General features: G+C 41.7%; 17 protein-coding genes. 7 read left to right on the top strand and 10 right to left on the bottom strand.

Translation table 11 applies throughout. From position 1 onward, the window contains the following. Positions 1–96 precede the first annotated feature (96 nt). From leuD to ilvD, 7 genes are all read right to left on the bottom strand, one after another. Positions 97–687 (bottom strand): 3-isopropylmalate dehydratase small subunit, encoded by a 591-nt coding sequence (gene leuD, locus GYM62_RS00555; RefSeq protein ID WP_219957900.1) that lies wholly within the window; start codon positions 685–687, stop codon positions 97–99. Positions 688–797: 110 nt separating this feature from the next. Then, entirely contained in the window at positions 798–2,204 is a 1,407-nt protein-coding gene (gene leuC, locus GYM62_RS00550; protein ID WP_219957899.1) for a 3-isopropylmalate dehydratase large subunit, read from the bottom strand. 2 nt (positions 2,205–2,206) lie between these two features. Next, positions 2,207–3,715 (bottom strand): 2-isopropylmalate synthase, encoded by a 1,509-nt coding sequence (locus GYM62_RS00545; RefSeq protein WP_091654934.1) that lies wholly within the window; start codon positions 3,713–3,715, stop codon positions 2,207–2,209. A 13-nt stretch (positions 3,716–3,728) separates the two neighbouring features. After that, positions 3,729–4,772: a ketol-acid reductoisomerase gene (gene ilvC / locus GYM62_RS00540; RefSeq protein ID WP_091654935.1), complete on the bottom strand. Its 1,044-nt coding sequence runs from the start codon at positions 4,770–4,772 to the stop codon at positions 3,729–3,731. 39 nt (positions 4,773–4,811) lie between these two features. Next, positions 4,812–5,312 (bottom strand): acetolactate synthase small subunit, encoded by a 501-nt coding sequence (gene ilvN / locus GYM62_RS00535; RefSeq protein ID WP_091654936.1) that lies wholly within the window; start codon positions 5,310–5,312, stop codon positions 4,812–4,814. A 6-nt stretch (positions 5,313–5,318) separates the two neighbouring features. After that, positions 5,319–7,013: a biosynthetic-type acetolactate synthase large subunit gene (gene ilvB / locus GYM62_RS00530; protein ID WP_175557921.1), complete on the bottom strand. Its 1,695-nt coding sequence runs from the start codon at positions 7,011–7,013 to the stop codon at positions 5,319–5,321. Positions 7,014–7,017: 4 nt separating this feature from the next. Then, a complete protein-coding gene (gene ilvD, locus GYM62_RS00525) occupies positions 7,018–8,697 on the bottom strand; it encodes a dihydroxy-acid dehydratase (RefSeq protein WP_219957898.1) in 1,680 nt (559 codons plus the stop codon). 528 nt (positions 8,698–9,225) lie between these two features. On the opposite strand from ilvD, the gene ispE reads away from it, so the two are divergent. From ispE to GYM62_RS00510, 3 genes are all read left to right on the top strand, one after another. Continuing rightward, positions 9,226–10,035 carry a 4-(cytidine 5'-diphospho)-2-C-methyl-D-erythritol kinase gene (ispE, locus tag GYM62_RS00520; protein WP_144607340.1) on the top strand — a complete coding sequence of 270 codons (810 nt, stop codon included), beginning with the start codon at positions 9,226–9,228 and terminating at the stop codon, positions 10,033–10,035. A gap of 202 nt (positions 10,036–10,237) precedes the next feature. Then, complete coding sequence (locus tag GYM62_RS00515) at positions 10,238–10,492, top strand: ribbon-helix-helix domain-containing protein (protein ID WP_144607341.1); 255 nt, start codon at positions 10,238–10,240, stop codon at positions 10,490–10,492. A 223-nt stretch (positions 10,493–10,715) separates the two neighbouring features. Beyond that, complete coding sequence (locus GYM62_RS00510) at positions 10,716–10,973, top strand: type II toxin-antitoxin system PemK/MazF family toxin (protein WP_255590459.1); 258 nt, start codon at positions 10,716–10,718, stop codon at positions 10,971–10,973. Here GYM62_RS00510 and GYM62_RS00505 read toward each other — a convergent pair. The 3 genes from GYM62_RS00505 to tgt are packed head-to-tail and all read right to left on the bottom strand — an operon-like array spanning position 10,970 to position 14,090. After that, entirely contained in the window at positions 10,970–11,884 is a 915-nt protein-coding gene (locus GYM62_RS00505) for a DMT family transporter (protein WP_144607343.1), read from the bottom strand. The two genes, GYM62_RS00510 and GYM62_RS00505, sit on opposite strands and share 4 nt — an antisense overlap. After that, a complete protein-coding gene (locus GYM62_RS00500) occupies positions 11,885–12,958 on the bottom strand; it encodes an LptF/LptG family permease (protein WP_144607344.1) in 1,074 nt (357 codons plus the stop codon). Between the two features lies 1 nt (position 12,959). Then, positions 12,960–14,090 (bottom strand): tRNA guanosine(34) transglycosylase Tgt, encoded by a 1,131-nt coding sequence (gene tgt, locus GYM62_RS00495; RefSeq protein ID WP_219959371.1) that lies wholly within the window; start codon positions 14,088–14,090, stop codon positions 12,960–12,962. A gap of 121 nt (positions 14,091–14,211) precedes the next feature. On the opposite strand from tgt, the gene GYM62_RS00490 reads away from it, so the two are divergent. The 4 genes from GYM62_RS00490 to dnaE all read left to right on the top strand — a co-directional run bounded on the left by GYM62_RS00490 (position 14,212) and on the right by dnaE (position 21,080). Next, positions 14,212–15,348 carry a glycosyltransferase gene (locus GYM62_RS00490; protein ID WP_219957897.1) on the top strand — a complete coding sequence of 379 codons (1,137 nt, stop codon included), beginning with the start codon at positions 14,212–14,214 and terminating at the stop codon, positions 15,346–15,348. Next, positions 15,339–15,950, top strand: coding sequence for an RNA polymerase sigma factor (locus tag GYM62_RS00485; RefSeq protein ID WP_091654944.1), 612 nt, complete (start codon positions 15,339–15,341; stop codon positions 15,948–15,950). The genes GYM62_RS00490 and GYM62_RS00485 overlap by 10 nt, the downstream gene beginning before the upstream one ends. Beyond that, positions 15,950–16,594: a 16S rRNA (guanine(527)-N(7))-methyltransferase RsmG gene (gene rsmG / locus GYM62_RS00480; protein ID WP_219957896.1), complete on the top strand. Its 645-nt coding sequence runs from the start codon at positions 15,950–15,952 to the stop codon at positions 16,592–16,594. Before GYM62_RS00485 ends, rsmG begins: the two co-directional genes overlap by 1 nt. A gap of 199 nt (positions 16,595–16,793) precedes the next feature. Continuing rightward, positions 16,794–21,080 carry a DNA polymerase III subunit alpha gene (gene dnaE / locus GYM62_RS00475; RefSeq protein ID WP_219957895.1) on the top strand — a complete coding sequence of 1,429 codons (4,287 nt, stop codon included), beginning with the start codon at positions 16,794–16,796 and terminating at the stop codon, positions 21,078–21,080. Positions 21,081–21,201: the final 121 nt, after the last annotated feature.

Raw genomic sequence — 21,201 nt, 5'->3', positions numbered from 1 at the left:
CTCTATACGTCGCTGGGTCAAACCCTCCAAGGGTTTAGAACCCTTGGAGGGTTGATTGATCATATGATTTTTATCCTCCCCCATAAGTGACATTAATTATCTGGATGCTGCAAAAGCATCGATTTCTGAGGACATGTTCAACAAGTAATCGATATCATCGAAACCGTTTTGCATGTTAGCCTTTTTATATTCATTGATATCAAAAGACTCAGAATCTCCAGTTGAAAGCAAAGTGATTTTTTGCTTAGGCAGATTAACTTCGATCTGAGTGTTAGGGTTCTCTTCTATTGCAGAAAGCAACTTATCAGCAAATTCAGGAGATACCGTCACAGGAAGTACTCCGATATTTAGGCAGTTATTTTTGAAAATATCTGCAAAAAAACTGGAGACTACGCATCGAAAGCCATAATCATACAGCGCCCAAACAGCATGCTCTCTGCTTGATCCTGATCCGAAATTCTTGCCCGCAACCAAAATTTTTCCAGTATAAGTTGGATCATTCAGGACAAAATCCTTCTTGGGATTTCCCTCTACATCATATCTCCAGTCACGGAACAGGTTGTCACCAAAGCCTTCCCGCTCAGTAGCCTTGAGAAAGCGTGCAGGAATAATTTGATCCGTATCCACGTTTTCCGTTGGCAAAGGAACTGCGGTGCTGGTCAATATGGTAAATTTATCGTAAGCCATTTTTTATCAGTTGATTAGAAATTGGTTATTTGTTATTGGTGGGTTACAGTGATGTCGACATATTACATTCAGACACTAATAACTACTAACCAATAACTTATAACTCTAAATTAATTATCGAAAACCTCCCTAGGATCAGTGATACGCCCAGTGACAGCTACAGCAGCTACCGTGAGAGGGGATGCGAGCATTGTTCGTGCGCCGGGTCCTTGACGTCCTTCAAAGTTTCTATTGGAAGTAGAAACTGCATACTTTCCGGATGGAATTTTATCATCGTTCATGGCCAGACAAGCCGAACAACCGGGTTGTCTCAACTCAAATCCTGCTTCCTCAAGAATTTTGACCAAGCCTTCCTCATGCGCTAGCTTTTCGACCTCTCTTGATCCAGGCACAATCCAGGCGGTGATATTATCGGCCTTTTTTCGGCCTTTGACAAATTGTGCTACCGCGCGGATATCTTCAATTCGTCCATTGGTACAAGAGCCTACGAATACATAGTCCACTTGCTTGCCTTTGATTGGTTCTCCGGGCTGAAATCCCATGTAATCCAATGACTTCAAGTAGGACTTCTTGTTAGATCCTTCCATACCTTCTGTGGTTGGGATGGAATCTTTGACTTTGATGCCCATACCAGGGTTAGTACCATAAGTAATCATTGGTTCTATATCTGCCGCATCAAAAGTGAGCTCCTTGTCAAAAACAGCTCCCTCGTCGGTCTTGAGTGTTTTCCAATAAGCTACAGCCTGATCCCATTCCTCGCCCTTTGGAGCGTATTGTTTCCCTTTCAAAAATTCGAAAGTCGTCTCATCCGGAGCAATCAATCCACCACGAGCTCCCATTTCTATAGACATATTGCAAATGGTCATTCGGGCTTCCATCGATAGGCTGCGAATAGCCGACCCTGCGTATTCTACAAAGTATCCAGTCGCTCCAGCAGCGGATATCTTAGATATGATGTAAAGGATAATATCCTTTGAAGTGACTCCATTGCCAAGTTCTCCTTCCACGGAAATCCGCATCTTTTTAGGCTTGGACTGCATGATACATTGGGTAGCCAAAACCATCTCCACTTCAGAAGTACCGATTCCAAAGGCAATAGCTCCAAAAGCTCCATGAGTAGAAGTATGGGAGTCCCCACAAACGATGGTCATTCCAGGCTGGGTCACACCCAATTCAGGCCCTATGACATGGACAATCCCATGGTGAGCCGAACCTAAGTCATGAAGTTCAATTCCATATTTAGCGCAGTTGTGCCGAAGTTTTTCGACCTGCATTCTGGATAATTTATCCTTGATAGTCTGATCTTGGTCTACTGTAGGAACATTATGATCCGGAGTAGCGATTGTTCTGTGTGGGTACTTCACACCAATGCCTCTTTTTTCCAAGTTGAGAAAGGCTACTGGAGAGGTGACTTCATGGATAAAATGCTTATCAATGAAGAATACATCTGGTCCTGCCGGAACGGATTTTACCACGTGGGCATCCCAGATTTTGTCAAATAATGTTGTCTTTTCCATAATTAGGCAGTCACGTATTCTTTGACTGGTATTTTATTTAATGCATCTACAAATGCCTGTGCTGAGGCTAAGACTATATCCTCATGAGAGGCGAATCCGTAGTAAGGTTTTTCTGATTTAATCAATCTCATATGAACTTTGGCCACATCGTCTGAACCATGGGTAATAGCTTGAATCAGGAATTCCTCCAAGTCCACCTGAGGTTTGACGATTTTTTCGATTGATTTAAGAACCGCGTCTACCGGCCCTACACCTGAAGAAGAGGCTTGGTGAGATTCGTTTCCAATTTTCAAGCTTACTTCTGCCTGGATAGAACCATTGGAAGCATAAGTCACTTTTTCCAATTCTATAAAATTGGATTCATCCATGTATTTGCCGACAAGCTCCAAAAGGTCTTTGCGACCTATATCTCTTTTAGAGTCAGCCAACAAAAGGAAAGCCTCATATACCTCACGAAGTTCTTCTCCTTCTAATTCAACACCCAATGCATCCAAATGGTGCTTAAGTGCTGCCCTTCCTGATCTAGCGGTAAGAACAATTGAAGATTCTTCAACCCCAACTTCCTTAGGATCAATGATCTCATAATTCTCTCTATGCTTCAATACTCCATCCTGGTGAATGCCTGAAGAATGCGCAAAAGCATTTCTTCCAACGATTGCTTTGTTAGGCTGAACAGGCATGTTCATTAGCTTAGAAACCAAGCGACTAGTCTTGTAAATCAAAGGAGTAACTATATCTGTGTGAACAGGGATAGATTGATGACATTTAATCGCCATAACCACTTCCTCCATGGAGGTATTCCCTGCTCGTTCTCCAATACCATTGATAGTCACTTCTACCTGACGGGCTCCATGCTGCACTCCTGCCACTGTATTTGCAGTAGCCATCCCTAAGTCATTATGACAATGTGTAGCAATAATCGCCTTATCGATATTGGGAACATTATTTTTCAGATTGGCGATGATCGCTCCATACTGCTCAGGAAGACAATATCCAGTGGTATCTGGAATATTGACCACCCTAGCACCTGCTTTGATCACTTCCTCTATGATTTTACAAAGAAAATCAGGCTCAGACCTTCCTGCGTCTTCTGCATAAAACTCCACATCCTCTACAAACTGTCTGGCAAATTTTACTGCTGCCACACCTCTCCGGATGATTTCATCTGGAGTAGTTCTCAACTTGTACTGAATATGATAAGGAGAAACCCCAATTCCGGTATGAATACGTCCTTTTTTCGCGTATTTAAGTGCTGCCGCTGCCACTTCAATATCCTTTTCTACGGCTCTGGAAAGGGCACAAATGATTGGATTTGAAACAGCTTTTGAAATTTCCTGAACGGAATTGAAATCACCTGGGCTGGAAATAGGAAATCCAGCTTCTATGATATCCACTCCCAGTTCTTCCAGAGCTTTTGCCACCACAATTTTCTCCCGGGTGTTTAACTGACATCCCGGCACTTGCTCCCCATCTCTCAGGGTAGTATCGAATATCCACAGCTTGTCACTCATGATTTTTTGGGTTTTAGTTATTTTCTGGTCTCAACTGACGGACGACAGCTCCTGCCTGCCACATTTCAGACTCTCTTAATTCTTTCAATTCTTCTTCTAGTTTTTCTCTGTAATCAGACTTAGAGTTAGAATCTATAGACTTTTGAGCCTCTTTTCCAGTCTTCACTGAATCGTAAAGTGCTTCGAAAACCGGCTTGGTAGCATCTCTGAATGGCTTCCACCAGTCCAAGGCTCCTCTTTGAGCCGTGGTAGAACAGTTGGCATACATCCAGTCCATTCCATTTTCGGCCACTAGAGGCATCAAGGATTGAGTCAACTCTTCGACTGTTTCGTTGAAAGCTTCAGAAGGCGTATGCCCATTTGCTCTCAAAACTTCATATTGGGCTGCGAAAATCCCTTGAATTGCTCCCATCAGCGTTCCTCTTTCACCAGTCAGGTCAGAAGTTACCTCCCGGTAAAAGTCTGTTTCGAACAGGTACCCAGAACCAACACCAATACCCAATGCTACTACCCGGTCTTTGGCTTTCCCAGTAGCATCCTGGTAAATTGCATAAGAAGAGTTAAGTCCTCTACCTTCCACAAACATTCTTCTCAAAGAAGTTCCGGATCCTTTTGGAGCCACTAGAATCACATCTACATCTGCCGGAGGAACGATTCCTGTCTTTTCTTTATAAGTCACACCAAATCCATGGGAAAAATAAAGTGCTTTTCCAGGAGTCAGGTGCTTCTTCACTGTCGGCCAAAGTGCAATCTGACCTGCATCAGAAAGCAAAAATTGAAGGATAGTTCCTCTTTCGCAAGCTTCTTCCAGTTCAAATAAAGTTTCTCCAGGAACCCAGCCATCAGAAACTGCCTTATCCCAAGTTTTAGATCCTTTTCTCTGGCCAACGATCACGTTGAAGCCATTGTCCTTCAGGTTGAGTGCCTGTCCAGGACCCTGTACACCATAACCCAGCACAGCGATTACTTCATTTTTCAATACTTCGCGTGCTTTTTCCAGAGGAAATTCCTCTCTGGTTACTACGTTTTCTTCAACGCTGCCAAATTTCAATTTCATAGTGTTATTATTAGATTTAATGGATTGATTTTCAATTTTTTATTTTACAAATGAGTCAATCGTAAGCATTCTTTTTGCTACGGCAACTCTTCCTGATCTGGCAAATTCCAGCAGTCCGTATCCTTTGAGGATTTCCAAGAGCTCCTGAGTTTGCTCTTTGTGACCCGTCAGTTCCAGTACCACAAATTCAGGCTCAGCAGCAATGATTTTAGCATTATGCTGTCGAATGACTTTCTCCAAGCCCCCGTCCAATTTTGACACAGGGATCTTGTATAAGGCGATTTCCTGATAAACTACAGCCTCATCTTCGTGATAAAAGGCTTTGATTACATCTATAATCTTTTCGATCTGATTGACCAGTTGAATTACTGTTTCTTCAGTGGCTGTAACTTCGATCGTGATTCTATGAATCCCCTCCAGCCTACTTTCTGAAGCAGTAAGGGCATCTATATTGATCCCTCTTCGGGTAAAAATGATAGTAATCCGATTGAGTATGCCGATGAAATTCTCAGTAATGACAAATATGGTATATCGCTTCATAAGTTTTTAGCTTAGTCTTACTTCCTCCACAGAGCATCCTGTGGCGATCATCGGGAATACATTATCTTCTTTTTCCACTACTACCTCTAAGAAAAAGGGGCCATCATGGATCAGCATATCTTCAATTGCTTCTTTTAGATCTCCTCGATCAGTCACTTTTTGAGCTTTGATCTGATAAGCCTCAGCAATTTTTACAAAGTCAGGATTGTCCAACTCGGTGAAAGAATAGCGCTTATCAAAAAACATCTGCTGCCACTGCCTCACCATACCCAGGTAATTATTATTCAAAAGGACAATTTTCACAGGAGCTTTAGTTTGCATAATGGTTCCCAATTCCTGAATGGTCATCTGAATCCCACCATCGCCTACCACGCAAATCACTTGTCTAGAGTAATCATGAAGTTGTGCTCCTAAAGCAGCTGGCAAAGCAAAACCCATGGTCCCCAGGCCACCAGAAGTCACTTGAGTTCGGGTCTTTTTATAATTAAAATACCTCCATGCTATCATCTGATGCTGTCCTACATCTGTGACTAAGACCGCATCATCTGCTTTGTATTGATTGATTAGATTAATTACCTCTCCCATCGTCAAACCCACTTTGGTAGGAGTAATATCATGCTGCATCACAGCATCTTTCTCCATTTGCTCCAGCTCCCGGAACTTAGTCATCCAAGCTGGATGCGTCTTCTCTGAAACTGCTGCAGTCAACAAAGACAAACTCTCTTTGCAATCCCCTAACACAGGAATATCTGCTTTAACATTTTTATTGATTTCTGCCGGATCAAGTTCCAAATGAATGACCTTGGCCTGTTTAGCATATCGTTTTAAATCACCAGTCACCCGGTCATCAAAGCGCATCCCAATTGCGATTAATACATCACATTGATTGGTCAATAAATTGGGAGCATAATTTCCATGCATACCAAGTTTTCCCACATAATTGGGATGATCTTGAGAAATAGCTCCTGAACCCAATAAGGTTGATGCCGCTGGAATGCCTGTTTTATCTAAAAAGAATTTCAACTCCGTCTCAGCCTTCCCCAATACCACTCCCTGACCAAAAACTATATAAGGTCTTTCTGCCTTGTTGATCAGTTCAGCAGCTTCCTGAATGGCTGTCTTTTCAACAGGTATATGTGTTTTGTAAGATCTGAAACCCATGCAAGGGGCATAATTCATTTCCCCAAAGTCAACTTGGGCATTTTTGGTAATATCGATCAGTACAGGCCCTGGTCTTCCCGAACGGGCTATATAAAAACCTTTGGCTATGGCTGGAGCAATATCTTCAACCTTTCTTACTTGAATATTCCATTTAGTTCCTGGCATAGAAATACCGACGACGTCTGTTTCCTGGAATGCATCTGTGCCTAACAGGTGTGCAGCTACTTGTCCTGTAATACAAACCAAAGGAGTACTGTCGATCTGCGCATCTGCCAAACCTGTGATAAGGTTAGTCGCTCCTGGACCTGATGTAGCCAAACAAACCCCTACTTTACCAGAGACTCTGGCATAGCCTTGAGCTGCATGGATGGCTCCTTGCTCATGTCGGGTCAATACATGCTTGATTTGTTCATGATAGTCATACAATGCATCGTATACAGGCATGATTGCACCGCCGGGGTAGCCAAAAATAATTTCTGCCTGTTCCGCTATTAAAGATTGGACTACGATGTCCGCCCCTCTGATCATTGATTCCTTCATAGCATTAGAATTTATCTGTGACACAACCTTCAGAGGCGGTGGCAACGAGTTTATTGTATTTTTTCAAAGTACCCTGCAAGTCCTCAATGACTTTTGGAGACCAGCTTTTCTTTCTTTCAGCAAATTCAGCTTCCGAAACGTCTACAGACAGCAATTGATGATCCGTATCTATGGTGACCATATCTCCGCCTTTTAGTAGACCGATAGGCCCACCTGTCCAAGCCTCAGGAGTGACATGCCCCACTACAAAGCCATGAGTACCGCCCGAAAATCTTCCATCGGTAATTAATGCTACATCTGCGCCCAGTCCAGCTCCAATAATCATGGAAGTTGGCTTCAACATTTCAGGCATTCCCGGAGCTCCTTTAGGCCCTACATTTCTAATCACCACCACATCTCCGGCTTTTACTACATGATCACGGATTGCATCATTGGCTTCTTTTTCGGAATCGAATACTTTAGCCGGACCTGTAAATAATCTACCTTCTTTCCCGGTGATTTTTGCAACCGCACCTTCTGGAGCAAGATTTCCGGAAAGAATGCATAGGTGACCCGTTTCTTTGATGGGGGTTTCTACAGGATGAATCACATTTACTCGAGAAGGAACGATTGGATCAATTCCTTCCAAGTTTTCAGCTAATGTTTTGCCCGTGACAGTGAGACAGTCACCGTGCAAAAATCCTTTTTCCAAGAAATACTTCATGAATGCAGGAAGACCTCCTTGCTCATGTAAATCTTCCATCAGATATTTTCCGGAAGGCTTGAAATCACCTATCATCGGAGTCTTGGCATTGAGCTCTTTAAAGTCTTCTAGAGTAAAATCTACCCCTGCAGTTCTGGCTATCGCCAATAAGTGAAGTACAGCATTGGTACTTCCCCCCAATGAAATAGCCACACGAACTGCATTCTCAATACTTTTCCTACTGATAATATCCTTTGGTTTGATATCCTTTTCCAGCAAGATCTTCATGTAGTGATTTACATCTTTACATTCCTGGATTTTTTCAGGTGAATTGGCTGGATTGGAAGCAGAGTAAGGCAATGACATTCCTAAAGCTTCAATCGCTGAGGACATGGTGTTGGCAGTATACATGCCTCCACATGCACCTGCTCCCGGGCAGGCATTTCTGATTACTCCATCGTAATCCTCCTCAGAGATAGTCCCTTGGATTTTCTTTCCAAAAGCTTCAAATGCCGAAACGATGTTGAGTTTTTCGCCTTTATAATTACCCGAGGCAATCGTTCCTCCATAAACCATAATCGAGGGACGGTTGATCCGAAGCATCCCAATGATCGCCCCGGGCATATTTTTATCACAGCCAGCAACTGCGACACATGAATCAAAGGAGTGACCGAGTATAAAGGACTCTATGGAGTCTGCAATGATTTCTCTGGAAACCAAGGAGTAGCGCATTCCCAGTGTACCCATAGAGGTCCCATCTGAAATACCGATGGTATTAAAAACCAAACCGGTCAGATCATAATCCTGAGAGGAATCTTTGATCAGACCGGCAAAGTCATTCAAGTGCATATTGCAGGGATTGCTTTCATATCCGCAACTTGCTATCCCTACAAAAGGCTGTTTCATCTTTTTATCACTCATGCCCGTGGCATAAAGCATGGCCTTTCCGGCCGGATGTTCGGGATTATCTGATATTTCCCAACTGTATTTTTTCAGGGTCATAGGTTTAATTGGGTATAAAAAAAGTGCCTCATTGGTCTGAGGCACTTTCATTTTTATTTCATTATGAATAATAGTCTAGTGCCTCACATTAACATCCAATGAGAATAATAAAGCTTAGCAAAAAGACTACTGGGTACATATCTTTCGGTTTGAGATTCATCCTTTTCAGGAATTAGAATTCAAACTTAAACCCGAAATATCAGACTTACAATATTTAATTCGCCTTTTTATCTCCAAGTCAAAATATAAAGTATCGTAAATTCATTTTTATCAAAATTTAAACCTGCATAAACCTCTTAAACCGCTATAATTTAAAGATATGATTTTAAAAAAATCCGATTTTCAAAATTATATATTGATTTACACTATTTTCAAATTTTTTCTCATTTCGTTTCCTTTTTTATAAGAAAAAAATCCTTTCATCCGAAGTCCTATAATTTTTAGGAAAATCCTTGCATATTTTTCAATTGTTACTTTAGACCTTTATCACATAAAAAATCCCTCTATTTTTGTCAAAAGACTTTTCTGATGATCACATTTCCAAACGCAAAAATTAATCTCGGGCTTCACATCACTTCCAAAAGAAAGGATGGTTACCACGAAATCGAAACTTGTATGGTTCCTATTCCACTCTATGACGCTTTGGAAATGATTTTGGATAAAAAGGGTGGCTCGGAAAGTACAGGTTTATCGATTCCCGGTGATTCAAAGGATAATTTGATTCTCAAGGCGGAAAAGCTGATTCGAAAGGACTTCCAAGGATTACCCAATCTAAAGATTCACTTACACAAAAACATCCCTATGGGTGCCGGTCTGGGAGGAGGATCCGCGGATGCTGCTTTTGCTTTGACATTGATGAATAACCTGTTTGACCTGCATCTGGATAATTTTTTCTTGGAAGAATATGCGGCTCAATTGGGCAGTGATTGTCCATTCTTTATTGAAAATACTCCAAAAATTGCCAGAGGACGCGGGGAACTCTTAGAACCCATTGACCTTTCCCTGACTGGATGCCATTTAATTCTGGTCAACCCAGGAATCCATATAGGAACCAAAGAGGCCTATGCAGGAGTAAATCCATCTCCACCTAAGGTAAAGCTTGAGGAAGTTTTGGCAGACCGAAATAGATGGAAAGATGAGCTGGTTAATGATTTTGAAGCAAGTGTCTTCCAGAATCATCCGGAAATTGCAAAAATTAAGAAGCAACTATATGAGGCTGGAGCTTTTTATGCCGCCATGTCCGGTTCTGGATCTACAGTTTTTGGACTGTTTGAATCTAAACCCAAGTCCTTTTCAATTGATAAGGATTATTTCATTTTTGAAAGCGATTTGAAATAAATTTATCTGATTATCCGCTATCATGCCAGTTGCCTTATTTTCTTTGCTTGGCCGATTGGAAGACCGATGACCGAAGACCGAAGCTTCCGGATTCTGATCCTTTTAGCAGACAATAAGCCGTATTTTGTTGTTACTGGTAAGAAAGCGGATATCCATAAAATTTATTTAAATTTTATATTTATAAAATATAAATATAAATCTCATGGCGACTTTCACTAGTTCCTTGCCTGATGACCTTTTGGAAAAACTCTCAGCAGCAGCCAAAAACCTTTCAGTGCCGAAAAATAAATTGATTGAGCAAGCTCTTTCGCTATATCTGGACCATCTAAAAAGGGCTGAGTATATCAAATCATTCCAAAAAGCATCTCAAGACCAAGACTTGCTATCCATGGCTGAAGAAGGTATGGCCTCCTATTTAAACCTGAATTATGCATTAGAATTCGTAGCGAGAGATTAAAATGCAAGAAAATCAAGCACTTTGGAGATCGAGGCGTAGCACCGCTACGGTGAGATCGAAAAGTGAAGTGAAGCGATTGATTTTGAAGTATTTTGAGATCGAAGTAGATTTTATAATGCTTATTTCAGGTTAAAACAAGTAGAAGATCATGAAGCAAGGTGAAATCTGGTATATTGATCTAAATTCAAATCGGGGTTCGGAACAAGCTTGAATAAAACCCGCAGTGATCCTAAGCGGCAATTTGATGAATACCCATTTGAATGTTATTTGGATTGCGCCGCTGACCACGAAAATCAAAAAGTATAAAGGGAACCCGATTTTAACTCCGAATCCAGACAATGGACTTAGCTCGAGTTCAGAACTATTGATTTTTCACCTCAGCTCAGTGAGTAAAGAGCGGTTGATAAGAAAACTGGGGAAAATCACTTCTGATGAATTAAAAGAGGCACTCGAAACAGTTGAAGACCTGATCAAACTTTAACCCAAAGTCCTTACAGCTTTCCTTTTCTTGTTCCAATAATTCATTACAGGATAGGTTAAAACAGAAACCAATATTATCAAGGTACCCAAATAGAATTCCGGAGTCATTTTTTCACTTTCACCAAAAATCAATACGGCCAATACAATCCCGTAAACAGGCTCTAGATTGATCGTCAAGTTGATAGAAAATACAGTGAGTCTTTTCATCAGTTCCACTGAAACCGAAAATGCATATACTGTACAGACCCCACCTAAAATCAGTAACCAGAACCAATCATTTCCGACCCATGCCCACTGTATTCCTTTTCCCTCAGTGAAAAACTCTGCGTAAATAGGCATAAACAAAAGTGTAAACAAACAGGCTCCGGCCATTTCGTAAAATGTGATTTGATAGGGACTGTGACGCTGAGTTAGCCTTCCATTAATCACCGAAAAGCAGGCCGCTAAAAAAGCGGAACCCAAAGCCATTGCCATTCCCAGCCAGTATCCTGTTTCGAATTTGAAAATGACAATCAAGCCTGAAATCACCATTAAACCTAAGGCAACTTCATACCATTTGATTTTAGTGCGATTGAAAAAAGGCTCCACAAAGGCTGTCCAAAGTGAGGTGGTAGCCATGCCTGCCAAACATACGGAAGCAGTCGAAACACGGGCAGACCAAAAGAATAAAATCCAATGCAATGCAATTAAAAATCCTGTCCCGAGCACTTTCCACATCTGGGGAGTCGGAATAAGCAAAGGCTTCTTCCTCCAGAAAAGCAAAAGGGCGACTCCCAGCGATGCAATCAAGGTCCTGTAAAAAACCAGTTCCAAGGCCGGAAGAGAGATCAACAGGCCTAAAATGGCCGTAAAGCCCCATATCAAAACTATGAAATGAAGCAATAAATAATCTTTGATGGTGCTGGATTGCATCTATCGAGGTACAGTTTTATACAAGACTAATCCCGTCAGGGCAAAAATAATATTGGGCAGCCAAACCGCCAATATAGGATAGTCTGCTCCATTTTCTGCAAATGTTCTGGACAGAATAAATAAAAGGATGTACACAAAAGCCAGTAAAAAACCCATCGCGATCTGAAACCCAGAGCCTCCTCTGGTTTTCCTCGCAGACATAATTACCCCGATAAAGGTCAGTATCAAGGCTGCAAATGGAGACATAAAGCGCACATATCGCTCTATCTTGTAATACTCCACATTATCTGCTCCTCTATCTTCCAGAATACGTATTTGTTTACTCAGCTGTGGTAATTTGAGGGTCTCATGATGATTTTCCGGAACTCCAAAATCAGCTGGAACAATAGATAAAGTAGTATCCATTTTTTCTCCAACTGACCATTCTTCTTTTCTGTCTTTCAGCTCTCTTAATCTCCAATTGATCAAAGTCCAGACATTTTTGGCAGTATCCCACTCTATTCTATCGGATGATATTTTGGCGAAGAGTTTACCATCCTCAATAGTTTCTAAAGTGAAGTTATACCCTGTATTACTTGTCTTAAAAAATCGACTCAAATAGGCATAACTATTATCCCCCACCTTGATATGAATGTTTTGCTCTGTATTGGGAGCCCCCTTTTCCAAATAGACCATCTTAAATACTGTCATTCCTTCCGTAGCCGACGGGAGCACCCAGCCATTCAGATAAAAGCTTACCCCACCAATCAAAGCGGCGCCTACTAAAAATGGCCTTAATAATCGTACAAAGCTCACCCCACTACTTAAAATGGCAACGATTTCTGTTCTTCCGGCCATTTTGGAAGTAATGAAAATAACAGAGATGAATACAGTAATGGGAGTCAATAAATTATTGAGATAAAGCCCATAGTTACCCATATATCTCAATATCTCACCTGCAGGAACCTGGTTGGAAATGTACTTATCGTTTTTCTCGGTAAAATCCAGCACCAAAACCACCAAAATCAACATCAGGACCACAAAGAAATAGGTCTTCAGGAAATCCTTGATGATTAATTTGTCGAGTAGTTTCATATTAAAGTCTAGTGCTCACCTTCTTGACCATTTGTTCTTTCCAAACGGCAAAGTCACCAGCGAGGATATGTTCCCTCGCCTGTCCTACTAACCATAGGTAAAACGCTAAATTATGAATACTGGCGATTTGCGCAGCTAAAATCTCCTTAGAAATAGTTAAATGCCGCAAATAAGCCTTAGAATAAAAAGTACTCGCATAATTACCTATTGCAGGATCAATTGCAGAGAAATCATCCTCCCATTTTTTATTTCGGATATTAATAATCCCTTCGGAGGTAAAAAGCATCCCATTTCTTGCATTCCGGGTAGGCATTACGCAGTCAAACATATCCACGCCTAAGGCAATGCATTCCAAAATATTAGCCGGTGTCCCTACTCCCATCAAATAACGAGGTTTGTCTTGAGGCAAAATATCTGTCACCAACTCAGTCATTTCATACATCATTTCAGCAGGCTCACCTACCGATAGTCCTCCGATAGCATTCCCTTCCCGCTCTCTAGAGGCAATAAATTCAGCGCTTTGCTTGCGCAAGTCTTTGTACACTGAGCCTTGAACAATTGGAAAAAACGTCTGACTATAGCCATACTTGCCAGTGGTGGAATCAAACTGAGTGATACATCTATCTAACCATCGATGGGTCATTTCCATGGACTTTCTCGCATAGCCATACTCGCAAGGATATGGAGTACATTCATCAAAGGCCATGATTATATCAGCTCCTATGGTCCGCTGAATATCCATGACATTTTCAGGAGTAAAGTGATGCTTGGAACCGTCAATATGCGACTTGAACATCACTCCATCCTCTTTTATTTTTCGGCTACCTGATAAAGAAAAAACCTGATATCCTCCACTATCGGTCAAAATAGGTCTATCCCAACCATTAAAACGATGAAGCCCCCCTGCTTTTTCTATGATATCCAATCCCGGTCTCAAATAGAGGTGATAAGTATTGCCTAAGATAATTTGTGCCTGAATATCCTCCTTCAGTTCTCTTTGATGGACTGCCTTGACGCTTCCGGTAGTTCCAACAGGCATAAAAATAGGGGTTTGAATCGTTCCATGATCCGTTTCGACTGTACCGACTCTGGCTTTGGTCTGTGGATCAGTATGCTGTAAGGTAAACTTCATCTCTTGATTTTCAATGATGTGGACTTCATCCACGAAATGATGGGATTGGCCTGCAAAAATATCCACTTATTCTTAAATGAATGCCTAAATGTCTTTTATATTTGCCCAGCAAAATTGACCTATGGGCCTATTTTTACTTTGGTTTCTCTTCGGTATTGGCATTTTCATTCAGATCATCTACTTATTGGTGATTTTTGGGCGAACTGCATTCTATAAATTGCCCAAATCTGGTGGAAGTTCAGCAGACGAGGAAGCAGTAACGGTGGTAGTTCCGGCTCATAATGAGTACAAAAATCTCAAAGTCCTGATCCCCAAGCTATTCGAACAAGATTACCCCAAATACGACGTATTGGTAATCAACGATCGAAGTACCGACAGAACCAAAAGGTTGCTGGAGGAGATGATGGCGATTTATCCAAGACTCAGATCAGTCACTATCAAGTACACTCCCACTCACGTAACTTCCAAAAAATATGCGCTGACCTTGGGTATCAAGGTGGCCAAAAGTGACGTCATATTATTGACAGATGCAGATTGTATGCCTGCATCTGATCAGTGGATCAGAAAAATGACGCAACCGGTACGAGCTCAAGGTAAGGTTTTCTCAATTGGATATTCAGGGTATGAGCGCGTGAGCGGTTTCCTCAATAAATGGATTCAGTTCGAAACCCTGAAAACCGGACTTTACTATTTGTCCTTTGCATTATGGAAAGCTCCTTTCATGGGAGTAGGTCGAAATTTATGCTATAGAAGAAGTTTTTTCATGGAAGTGAAAGCCTTCAAAGGGATTTGGCATATTGAAGGGGGAGATGATGACTTATTTGTAAATCGGTATGCAACAGGGAAAAATACTGCAGTTGTAATTGATCCGGAAGCTAATACACTTTCCAAACCGAAAGAAAATTGGAAAGAATACAAGGTTCAGAAAAAAAGGCATCTGCATGCAGGAAAATATTACAGAGGAGAGGATAAGCGAAAAATCGGCTTTTATGCTTTATCCCATGCCTTATTTTGGATTGGGGGTCTTGGCTTATTGATTTATTTTGGTTTGGAGGGCAACTGGGAACGTTTTCTTATCGTTTTCGGTATTATTCTAGTAAGATCATTTTTATTGTTGGGAATTTTCACCTCAGCAAGTAAAAAGATCAACGGTTCCAAAGTCCCTGCAAATATCCTGATCAATGACTTTTTGTATTTGGGTTATTTTTGGGTTTTAGGATCTGTTTCTCACCAGTCAAAAGACATTCAATGGAAGTAAACGAGCGCGGATTTTCTAACAAAGCACTGGAAGACTTTGATCTGATAGACAAGGCAGTGGATGAAAAGGATCAGCAGGCCTATGCTACCCTCATGAAGCGGTACAAAAAGGCTGTTTATTTCATGATCCTAAAAATGATCCGGGATGCTGATGATGCAGAGGACTTGACGATGGAGGCTTTTGCAAAAGCATTCAAAAATCTACACAGGTTTAAAAAAGACTATACCTTTTCAACTTGGCTATTTCGAATTGCCACAAACAACACCATTGATTTCATCCGAAAAAAGAAGCTCAAAACCATGAGCTTGAACACGACCATGTCTGATGATAGTGGGAATGCAGTCAATATCGATGTGGAAGATGATGACAACAATCCTCAGGATGAGTTTATCAAGTCTCAGCGTATAGAAATGGTGAGAATTTTTGTAGATAAGCTTCCTGCGAAATATCGAAAATTGGTCCAGCTGAGATACTTTGATGAGCTGTCTTATGAGGAAATCGCCCAAGAACTCGAGAAGCCTTTGGGAACTGTGAAAGCCCAACTTCACCGCTCCCGTGAACTTTTGTATGAAATCGCCTCCGGCAAAGAAAAACACATCTGATGAATACAGGCACTCAGCTGATTCTTTCCTACTTTCCTAATCTGACCGAAAAACAAATCGAGCAATTAGACCGATTGCAGGAATTGTACGAGGATTGGAACTCTAAAATCAATGTAATCAGTCGAAAGGACATGGATCAGTTCTATGTGCATCATGTGCTGCACTCTTTGGGGATTGCTAAAGTGATGGGATTTCAGCCTGGCACCAAAGTATTGGATATCGGTACAGGAGGAGGATTTCCGGGTATTCCTTTGGCCATTTTATTTCCTGACACACACTTTCATTTGGTAGATTCTATTGGTAAAAAAATCACCGTAGTCAAAGAAGTGGCAAAAACCCTGAAGCTAAGCAATGTCGAAGCCCAGCAAGTAAGGGCCGAAACCTTAGTCAGAAAATACGATTTCGTGATCAGCCGAGCCGTGACCCGAATGATCAATTTTTATCCTTGGGTCAAAGGAAAAATCAAAAAAGAAGATTTCAACGAGTTTCCCAATGGTATCCTCTACCTCAAAGGAGGAGAGGTGGATGAAGAAATGGAAGAAACAGGCAAGTCCTATGTCACTTATCATTTGGAAGACTATTTCAAAGAAGAATTTTTTGAGACCAAAAAAGTGGTCTATATGCCTTGGGAGGATAAAAGATAAAAAAAATCACAACTAACTTCAGTGCTTTTTTTCAATCAAATGGCTTCTGTGATTGACTTAATTTTATTATCCTTTTTTTGGTAATGTTAAACCAAACTGGTTATAGAATTTAATTCTAACTCTCCCCGACAATTCCTGCCACTTGACTTTTTTGCCTCCTTCAAATGACCTAATTTGAAGCCTCAATTTTCTGTGCTGTATGTATATTATTTTCGATACCGAGACCACCGGTTTACCCCGAGATTACAATGCCCCCATGTCCGATGTGGACAACTGGCCTCGCTTGGTTCAATTAGCTTGGCAACTTCATGATGCTCAGGGCAAACTGATCTCCAACCATAATTACATCGTCAAACCGGAGGGTTTTACTATTCCCTATAATGCCGAAAAAGTTCATGGTATTTCTACCAAAAGAGCGCTGGCAGAAGGACATGACCTGAAAGAGGTCTTGGCGATTTTTGAAAAAGATGTCGCTGAGGCAAAGCATCTGGTCGGTCATAATATCGAGTTTGATATCAATGTGGTCGGTTCGGAATTTATCCGGGCTGAATTGCCCATGCCATTAACGGCCAATCCACTCGACACGAAGGATATTTCCACTGAATTCTGTGCGATCCCAGGCGGTAAAGGAGGCAAATTCAAATGGCCTACCCTAACTGAATTGCATCAAAAATTATTTGGAGAAGGATTTGGGGATGCGCACGATGCAGCTTATGACGTAGATGCAACCGCCCGATGCTTTTTTGGATTGATTACACAGGGTGTACAAAAGCCAGAAGAAGGCGTAGCCGTTTCAGAAGTAATCTACGAAGCTCCCAAGCTTGCTGAAGCAAATTTTGCGCAGGCTAAAGACAGCCAAAAAGCCGCTGCTAAAGATGTATTAAAGCAGGCTGGAAAAGCAGATATTTCTGACTTGGTGGATATACCATTCACCCATTTGCACGTTCATACACAGTATTCAGTTCTGCAAGCAACCTCAGAAATTCCCGCTTTGGTAGCCAAAGCAAAATCCATGAATATGCCAGCTATCGCGATGACTGATCATGGCAATATGATGGGCGCTTTCCACTTTGTCAAAGCTGCTATGGGCGCAGAAATCAAGCCGATTGTAGGTTGCGAATTTAACCTCTGCAGAGATCGAAAAAACAAAGGGCAAAAAGACGATGGTTTTCAAACTGTCTTAATTGCAAAAAACAAGGCAGGCTATCATAATCTTGCCAAATTGGCCTCATACGCCAATATAGAAGGCTTTTATTATGTCCCGAGAATAGACAAGGAAGTTCTTGTGCAGTACAAATGCGACTTGATTGCCACCACCGGAGGGCTTTGGGGAGAGATTCCATTTTTGATTTTGAATGTGGGAGAAACTCAAGCAGAGGAAGCGTTTATCTGGTGGAAAGAGCAGTTTGGCGATGATTTTTATGTAGAGCTCAATCGACATGGAATCCCGGAAGAAGAAAAAGTCAATGAGGTTCTCTTAGAATTTGCCAAGAAGTATAATGTGAAATATTTCGCTGCCAATAACACCTATTATAATGATAAAGCGGATGCAAAAGCCCATGATATTTTGCTCTGCGTCAAGGATGGGGAATTGGTAGAAAAACCCAAAAAATATGTAGGCAAGCGAGGACGGGAGTTTCGATACGGCTTCCCAAATGACGAGTTTTACCTCAAGTCTCCAGAAGAAATGAAAAAACTTTTTGCAGATCTGCCGGAGGCTATTGAGTGCACCCAGGAAATCGTCGAAAAATGTGAAGCCTACAAGCTGGCCAGAGAGGTTCTTCTTCCCAAATTTGACATTCCTGAAGAATTCAAAGATCAGCAGGATGATGTAGATGGCGGAAAGCGGGGAGAAAATGCCTATCTACGTCACCTGACTTATGAAGGTGCCAAAAAACGCTACTCAGAAATCACTCCTGAAATACGGGAAAGATTAGATTTTGAGCTGGCAACGATTGAGAATACCGGCTATCCGGGTTACTTCCTCATTGTACAGGACTTTACCCGGGCAGCCCGGGAAATGGGCGTTTCGGTGGGACCCGGAAGGGGTTCAGCGGCAGGGTCTGCTGTGGCTTACTGCATCGGAATCACCAATGTAGATCCTATTGAGTACGATCTCCTTTTTGAGAGATTCTTGAACCCAGATAGGGTTTCACTTCCCGATATTGATATTGACTTTGATGATGAAGGTAGAGGAAGAGTCATTGACTATGTAATCAAAAAATACGGTTCTAATCAGGTCGCACAAATCATCACCTATGGTACCATGGCGGCAAAATCAGCGATTCGGGATACCGCCAGAGTGCTCAATCTTCCCTTAGCAGAGGCAGGACGCCTTGCCAATCTCGTTCCGGACATCAAGTTGAAAGTACTGTTCGAGCTGGCGAAAAACAGAGCTGCTCTCTCTGATAAACTGAAAGGACAGGGAGAGTTGATCCAAAAAGCAGAAGAATTGCTTCGGGTTGCTCAAGGGCAGGATGAATCGGCAAAAACAGTCAATCAGGCAACAGTTTTGGAAGGCTCAGTTCGAAATACCGGGATTCATGCCTGTGGGGTAATCATTACGCCAGACGATATCACCAATTTCGTTCCTGTGGCCTTGGCCAAGGATTCGGACATGGTTTGCACCCAGTTTGACAACTCGGTCGTAGAATCAGCCGGATTGCTGAAAATGGACTTTTTGGGTCTAAAAACTCTGACCTTGATCAAAGACGCGATCAAAATCGTCAAAGAGCGTCACGGTTTAGAGTTGGACGCAGACACATTTCCGATAGATGACGAAAAGACCTACGAGTTATTTCAGCGGGGTGAAACAGTCGGCATTTTCCAGTACGAAAGTCCTGGGATGCAGAAATACATGCGTGAGCTGAAACCTACTGTTTTTGCCGATTTAATCGCGATGAACGCGCTGTATAGACCAGGACCATTGGCTTACATTCCTTCTTTCATCAAAAGGAAGCATGGGACCGAACCCATCACCTACGATCTGGAGGATATGAAAGAATACCTGGAGGAAACCTATGGAATTACGGTTTATCAGGAACAGGTAATGCTTCTATCCCAAAAACTGGCCGGCTTCACCAAAGGTGAGGCAGATGTACTTCGTAAAGCCATGGGTAAAAAGCAGAAGGATGTCTTGGATAAAATGAAACCCAAATTTATCGAACAGGCAGCTGCCAAAGGACACGACCCTAAAAAGCTGGAGAAAATCTGGACAGACTGGGAAGCTTTTGCTTCTTATGCATTCAACAAATCTCACTCCACCTGTTATGCCTGGATAGCTTATCAAACTGCCTATCTTAAGGCCCATTATCCAGCCGAATACTTAGCCTCAGTTCTGAGCAATAACATGAACGATATCACGCAAGTGACTTTTTTCATGGAAGAATGTAAGCGGATGGGTATCCCGGTATTAGGACCGGATGTCAATGAATCCAAAAATGGCTTTACTGTAAATGCCGCTGGAGAAATCCGCTTTGGAATGGCAGCAATCAAAGGTGCTGGCTCCGCAGCAGTAGATGAAATCATCAAGGAAAGAGAGAAAAACGGCCCTTTCAAAAATATCTTCGATTTCGCCAAAAGAGTAAATTCCAGAGCCTTGAATAAGAAAACCATGGAAGCTCTGGCCATGGCCGGTGGCTTTGACTGCTTCCCTGAACATCACCGCAGACAATACTTGGAAGCACCGGATGGAGATGTGACTTTGATCGAAAAAGCGGTGAAATATGCACAAAAGGTGCAGCAAGAGGAAGATAGTGCACAAGTAAGTTTATTCGGAGGCAGTAGTGGTAGCATGGATATTCCCCTGCCTAGTATTGCACCTATGGAGCCATTTTCTCAATTGCAGCAATTGAACATTGAAAAAGAGGTAGTAGGCTTATATATTTCAGGTCACCCATTGGACCAATACCGCTTGGAAATTGAGTCCTTTACGAACGCTTCTTTGCCTGACCTGAATGATTTGGACGCCTTACGTAGCAAGAAAGAAATCAGGCTAGCCGGATCAGTTTCTTCTTTCGCTCATAGAACCACCAAAAACGGGAAACCTTTCGGAACCTTGAGTTTGGAGGACTATCAAGGAGGCTTTACTTTCTTTTTGTTTGGAGAGGATTATGTGAAATATAAGGAGTACTTCATGACAGGCTGGTTTTTGTTTCTCAAAGGAGAAGTAGGGCAAAAACGCTGGGATGAAAATTCCTTGGAGTTTAAGATCAATAGCATCATGTTATTGTCTGAGGTCCGAGGAAAAATGATCAAAGGCCTCCGGGTAAATATTGACTTGGATGATTTGACTTTAGATTTGATGGAAAAGCTGGAGACAATCACCCAGAAATACAAAGGAGAGGCAAAACTCTATTTCGATGTGATCGACCGAAAAGAGAATATCAGCCTTGAATTATTTTCCAAAAAATTTTCAATTGACCCAAGTGCCGAAATGATCAAAGAACTAAAGGAAATACCTGAAATAGTCTATAAAGTAGAGTAAGAGAAGTGAATTTTGTATTTACCTATGCTCATAGACAAAAAATGATAAGTGGTAGGAACTAATTACCGATTGATTCACTTTCTCTCATATATTTGAATAAAAGAATCGAACTAAACGAATT

Source organism: Algoriphagus sp. NBT04N3 (assembly GCF_019443765.1).
Taxonomy (GTDB): Bacteria; Bacteroidota; Bacteroidia; order Cytophagales; family Cyclobacteriaceae; genus Algoriphagus; species Algoriphagus ornithinivorans.
Note: the sequence above shows the minus strand (reverse complement) of the source record. Positions and strands in the feature narration are given on the sequence as shown.

What these genes read in the sequence shown, in the direction of transcription:
- ilvN (WP_091654936.1), bottom strand. Translation starts at nt 5,312, where the DNA reads ATGAAGCGATATACCATATTTGTCATTACTGAGAATTTCATCGGCATA.
- tgt (WP_219959371.1), bottom strand. Translation starts at nt 14,090, where the DNA reads ATGAAGTTTACCTTACAGCATACTGATCCACAGACCAAAGCCAGAGTC.
- leuC (WP_219957899.1), bottom strand. Translation starts at nt 2,204, where the DNA reads ATGGAAAAGACAACATTATTTGACAAAATCTGGGATGCCCACGTGGTA.
- GYM62_RS00505 (WP_144607343.1), bottom strand. Translation starts at nt 11,884, where the DNA reads ATGCAATCCAGCACCATCAAAGATTATTTATTGCTTCATTTCATAGTT.
- ilvC (WP_091654935.1), bottom strand. Translation starts at nt 4,772, where the DNA reads ATGAAATTGAAATTTGGCAGCGTTGAAGAAAACGTAGTAACCAGAGAG.
- dnaE (WP_219957895.1), top strand. Translation starts at nt 16,794, where the DNA reads ATGTATATTATTTTCGATACCGAGACCACCGGTTTACCCCGAGATTAC.
- GYM62_RS00490 (WP_219957897.1), top strand. Translation starts at nt 14,212, where the DNA reads ATGGGCCTATTTTTACTTTGGTTTCTCTTCGGTATTGGCATTTTCATT.
- GYM62_RS00500 (WP_144607344.1), bottom strand. Translation starts at nt 12,958, where the DNA reads ATGAAACTACTCGACAAATTAATCATCAAGGATTTCCTGAAGACCTAT.
- rsmG (WP_219957896.1), top strand. Translation starts at nt 15,950, where the DNA reads ATGAATACAGGCACTCAGCTGATTCTTTCCTACTTTCCTAATCTGACC.
- ispE (WP_144607340.1), top strand. Translation starts at nt 9,226, where the DNA reads ATGATCACATTTCCAAACGCAAAAATTAATCTCGGGCTTCACATCACT.
- leuD (WP_219957900.1), bottom strand. Translation starts at nt 687, where the DNA reads ATGGCTTACGATAAATTTACCATATTGACCAGCACCGCAGTTCCTTTG.
- GYM62_RS00515 (WP_144607341.1), top strand. Translation starts at nt 10,238, where the DNA reads ATGGCGACTTTCACTAGTTCCTTGCCTGATGACCTTTTGGAAAAACTC.
- ilvD (WP_219957898.1), bottom strand. Translation starts at nt 8,697, where the DNA reads ATGACCCTGAAAAAATACAGTTGGGAAATATCAGATAATCCCGAACAT.
- GYM62_RS00485 (WP_091654944.1), top strand. Translation starts at nt 15,339, where the DNA reads ATGGAAGTAAACGAGCGCGGATTTTCTAACAAAGCACTGGAAGACTTT.
- GYM62_RS00545 (WP_091654934.1), bottom strand. Translation starts at nt 3,715, where the DNA reads ATGAGTGACAAGCTGTGGATATTCGATACTACCCTGAGAGATGGGGAG.
- ilvB (WP_175557921.1), bottom strand. Translation starts at nt 7,013, where the DNA reads ATGAAGGAATCAATGATCAGAGGGGCGGACATCGTAGTCCAATCTTTA.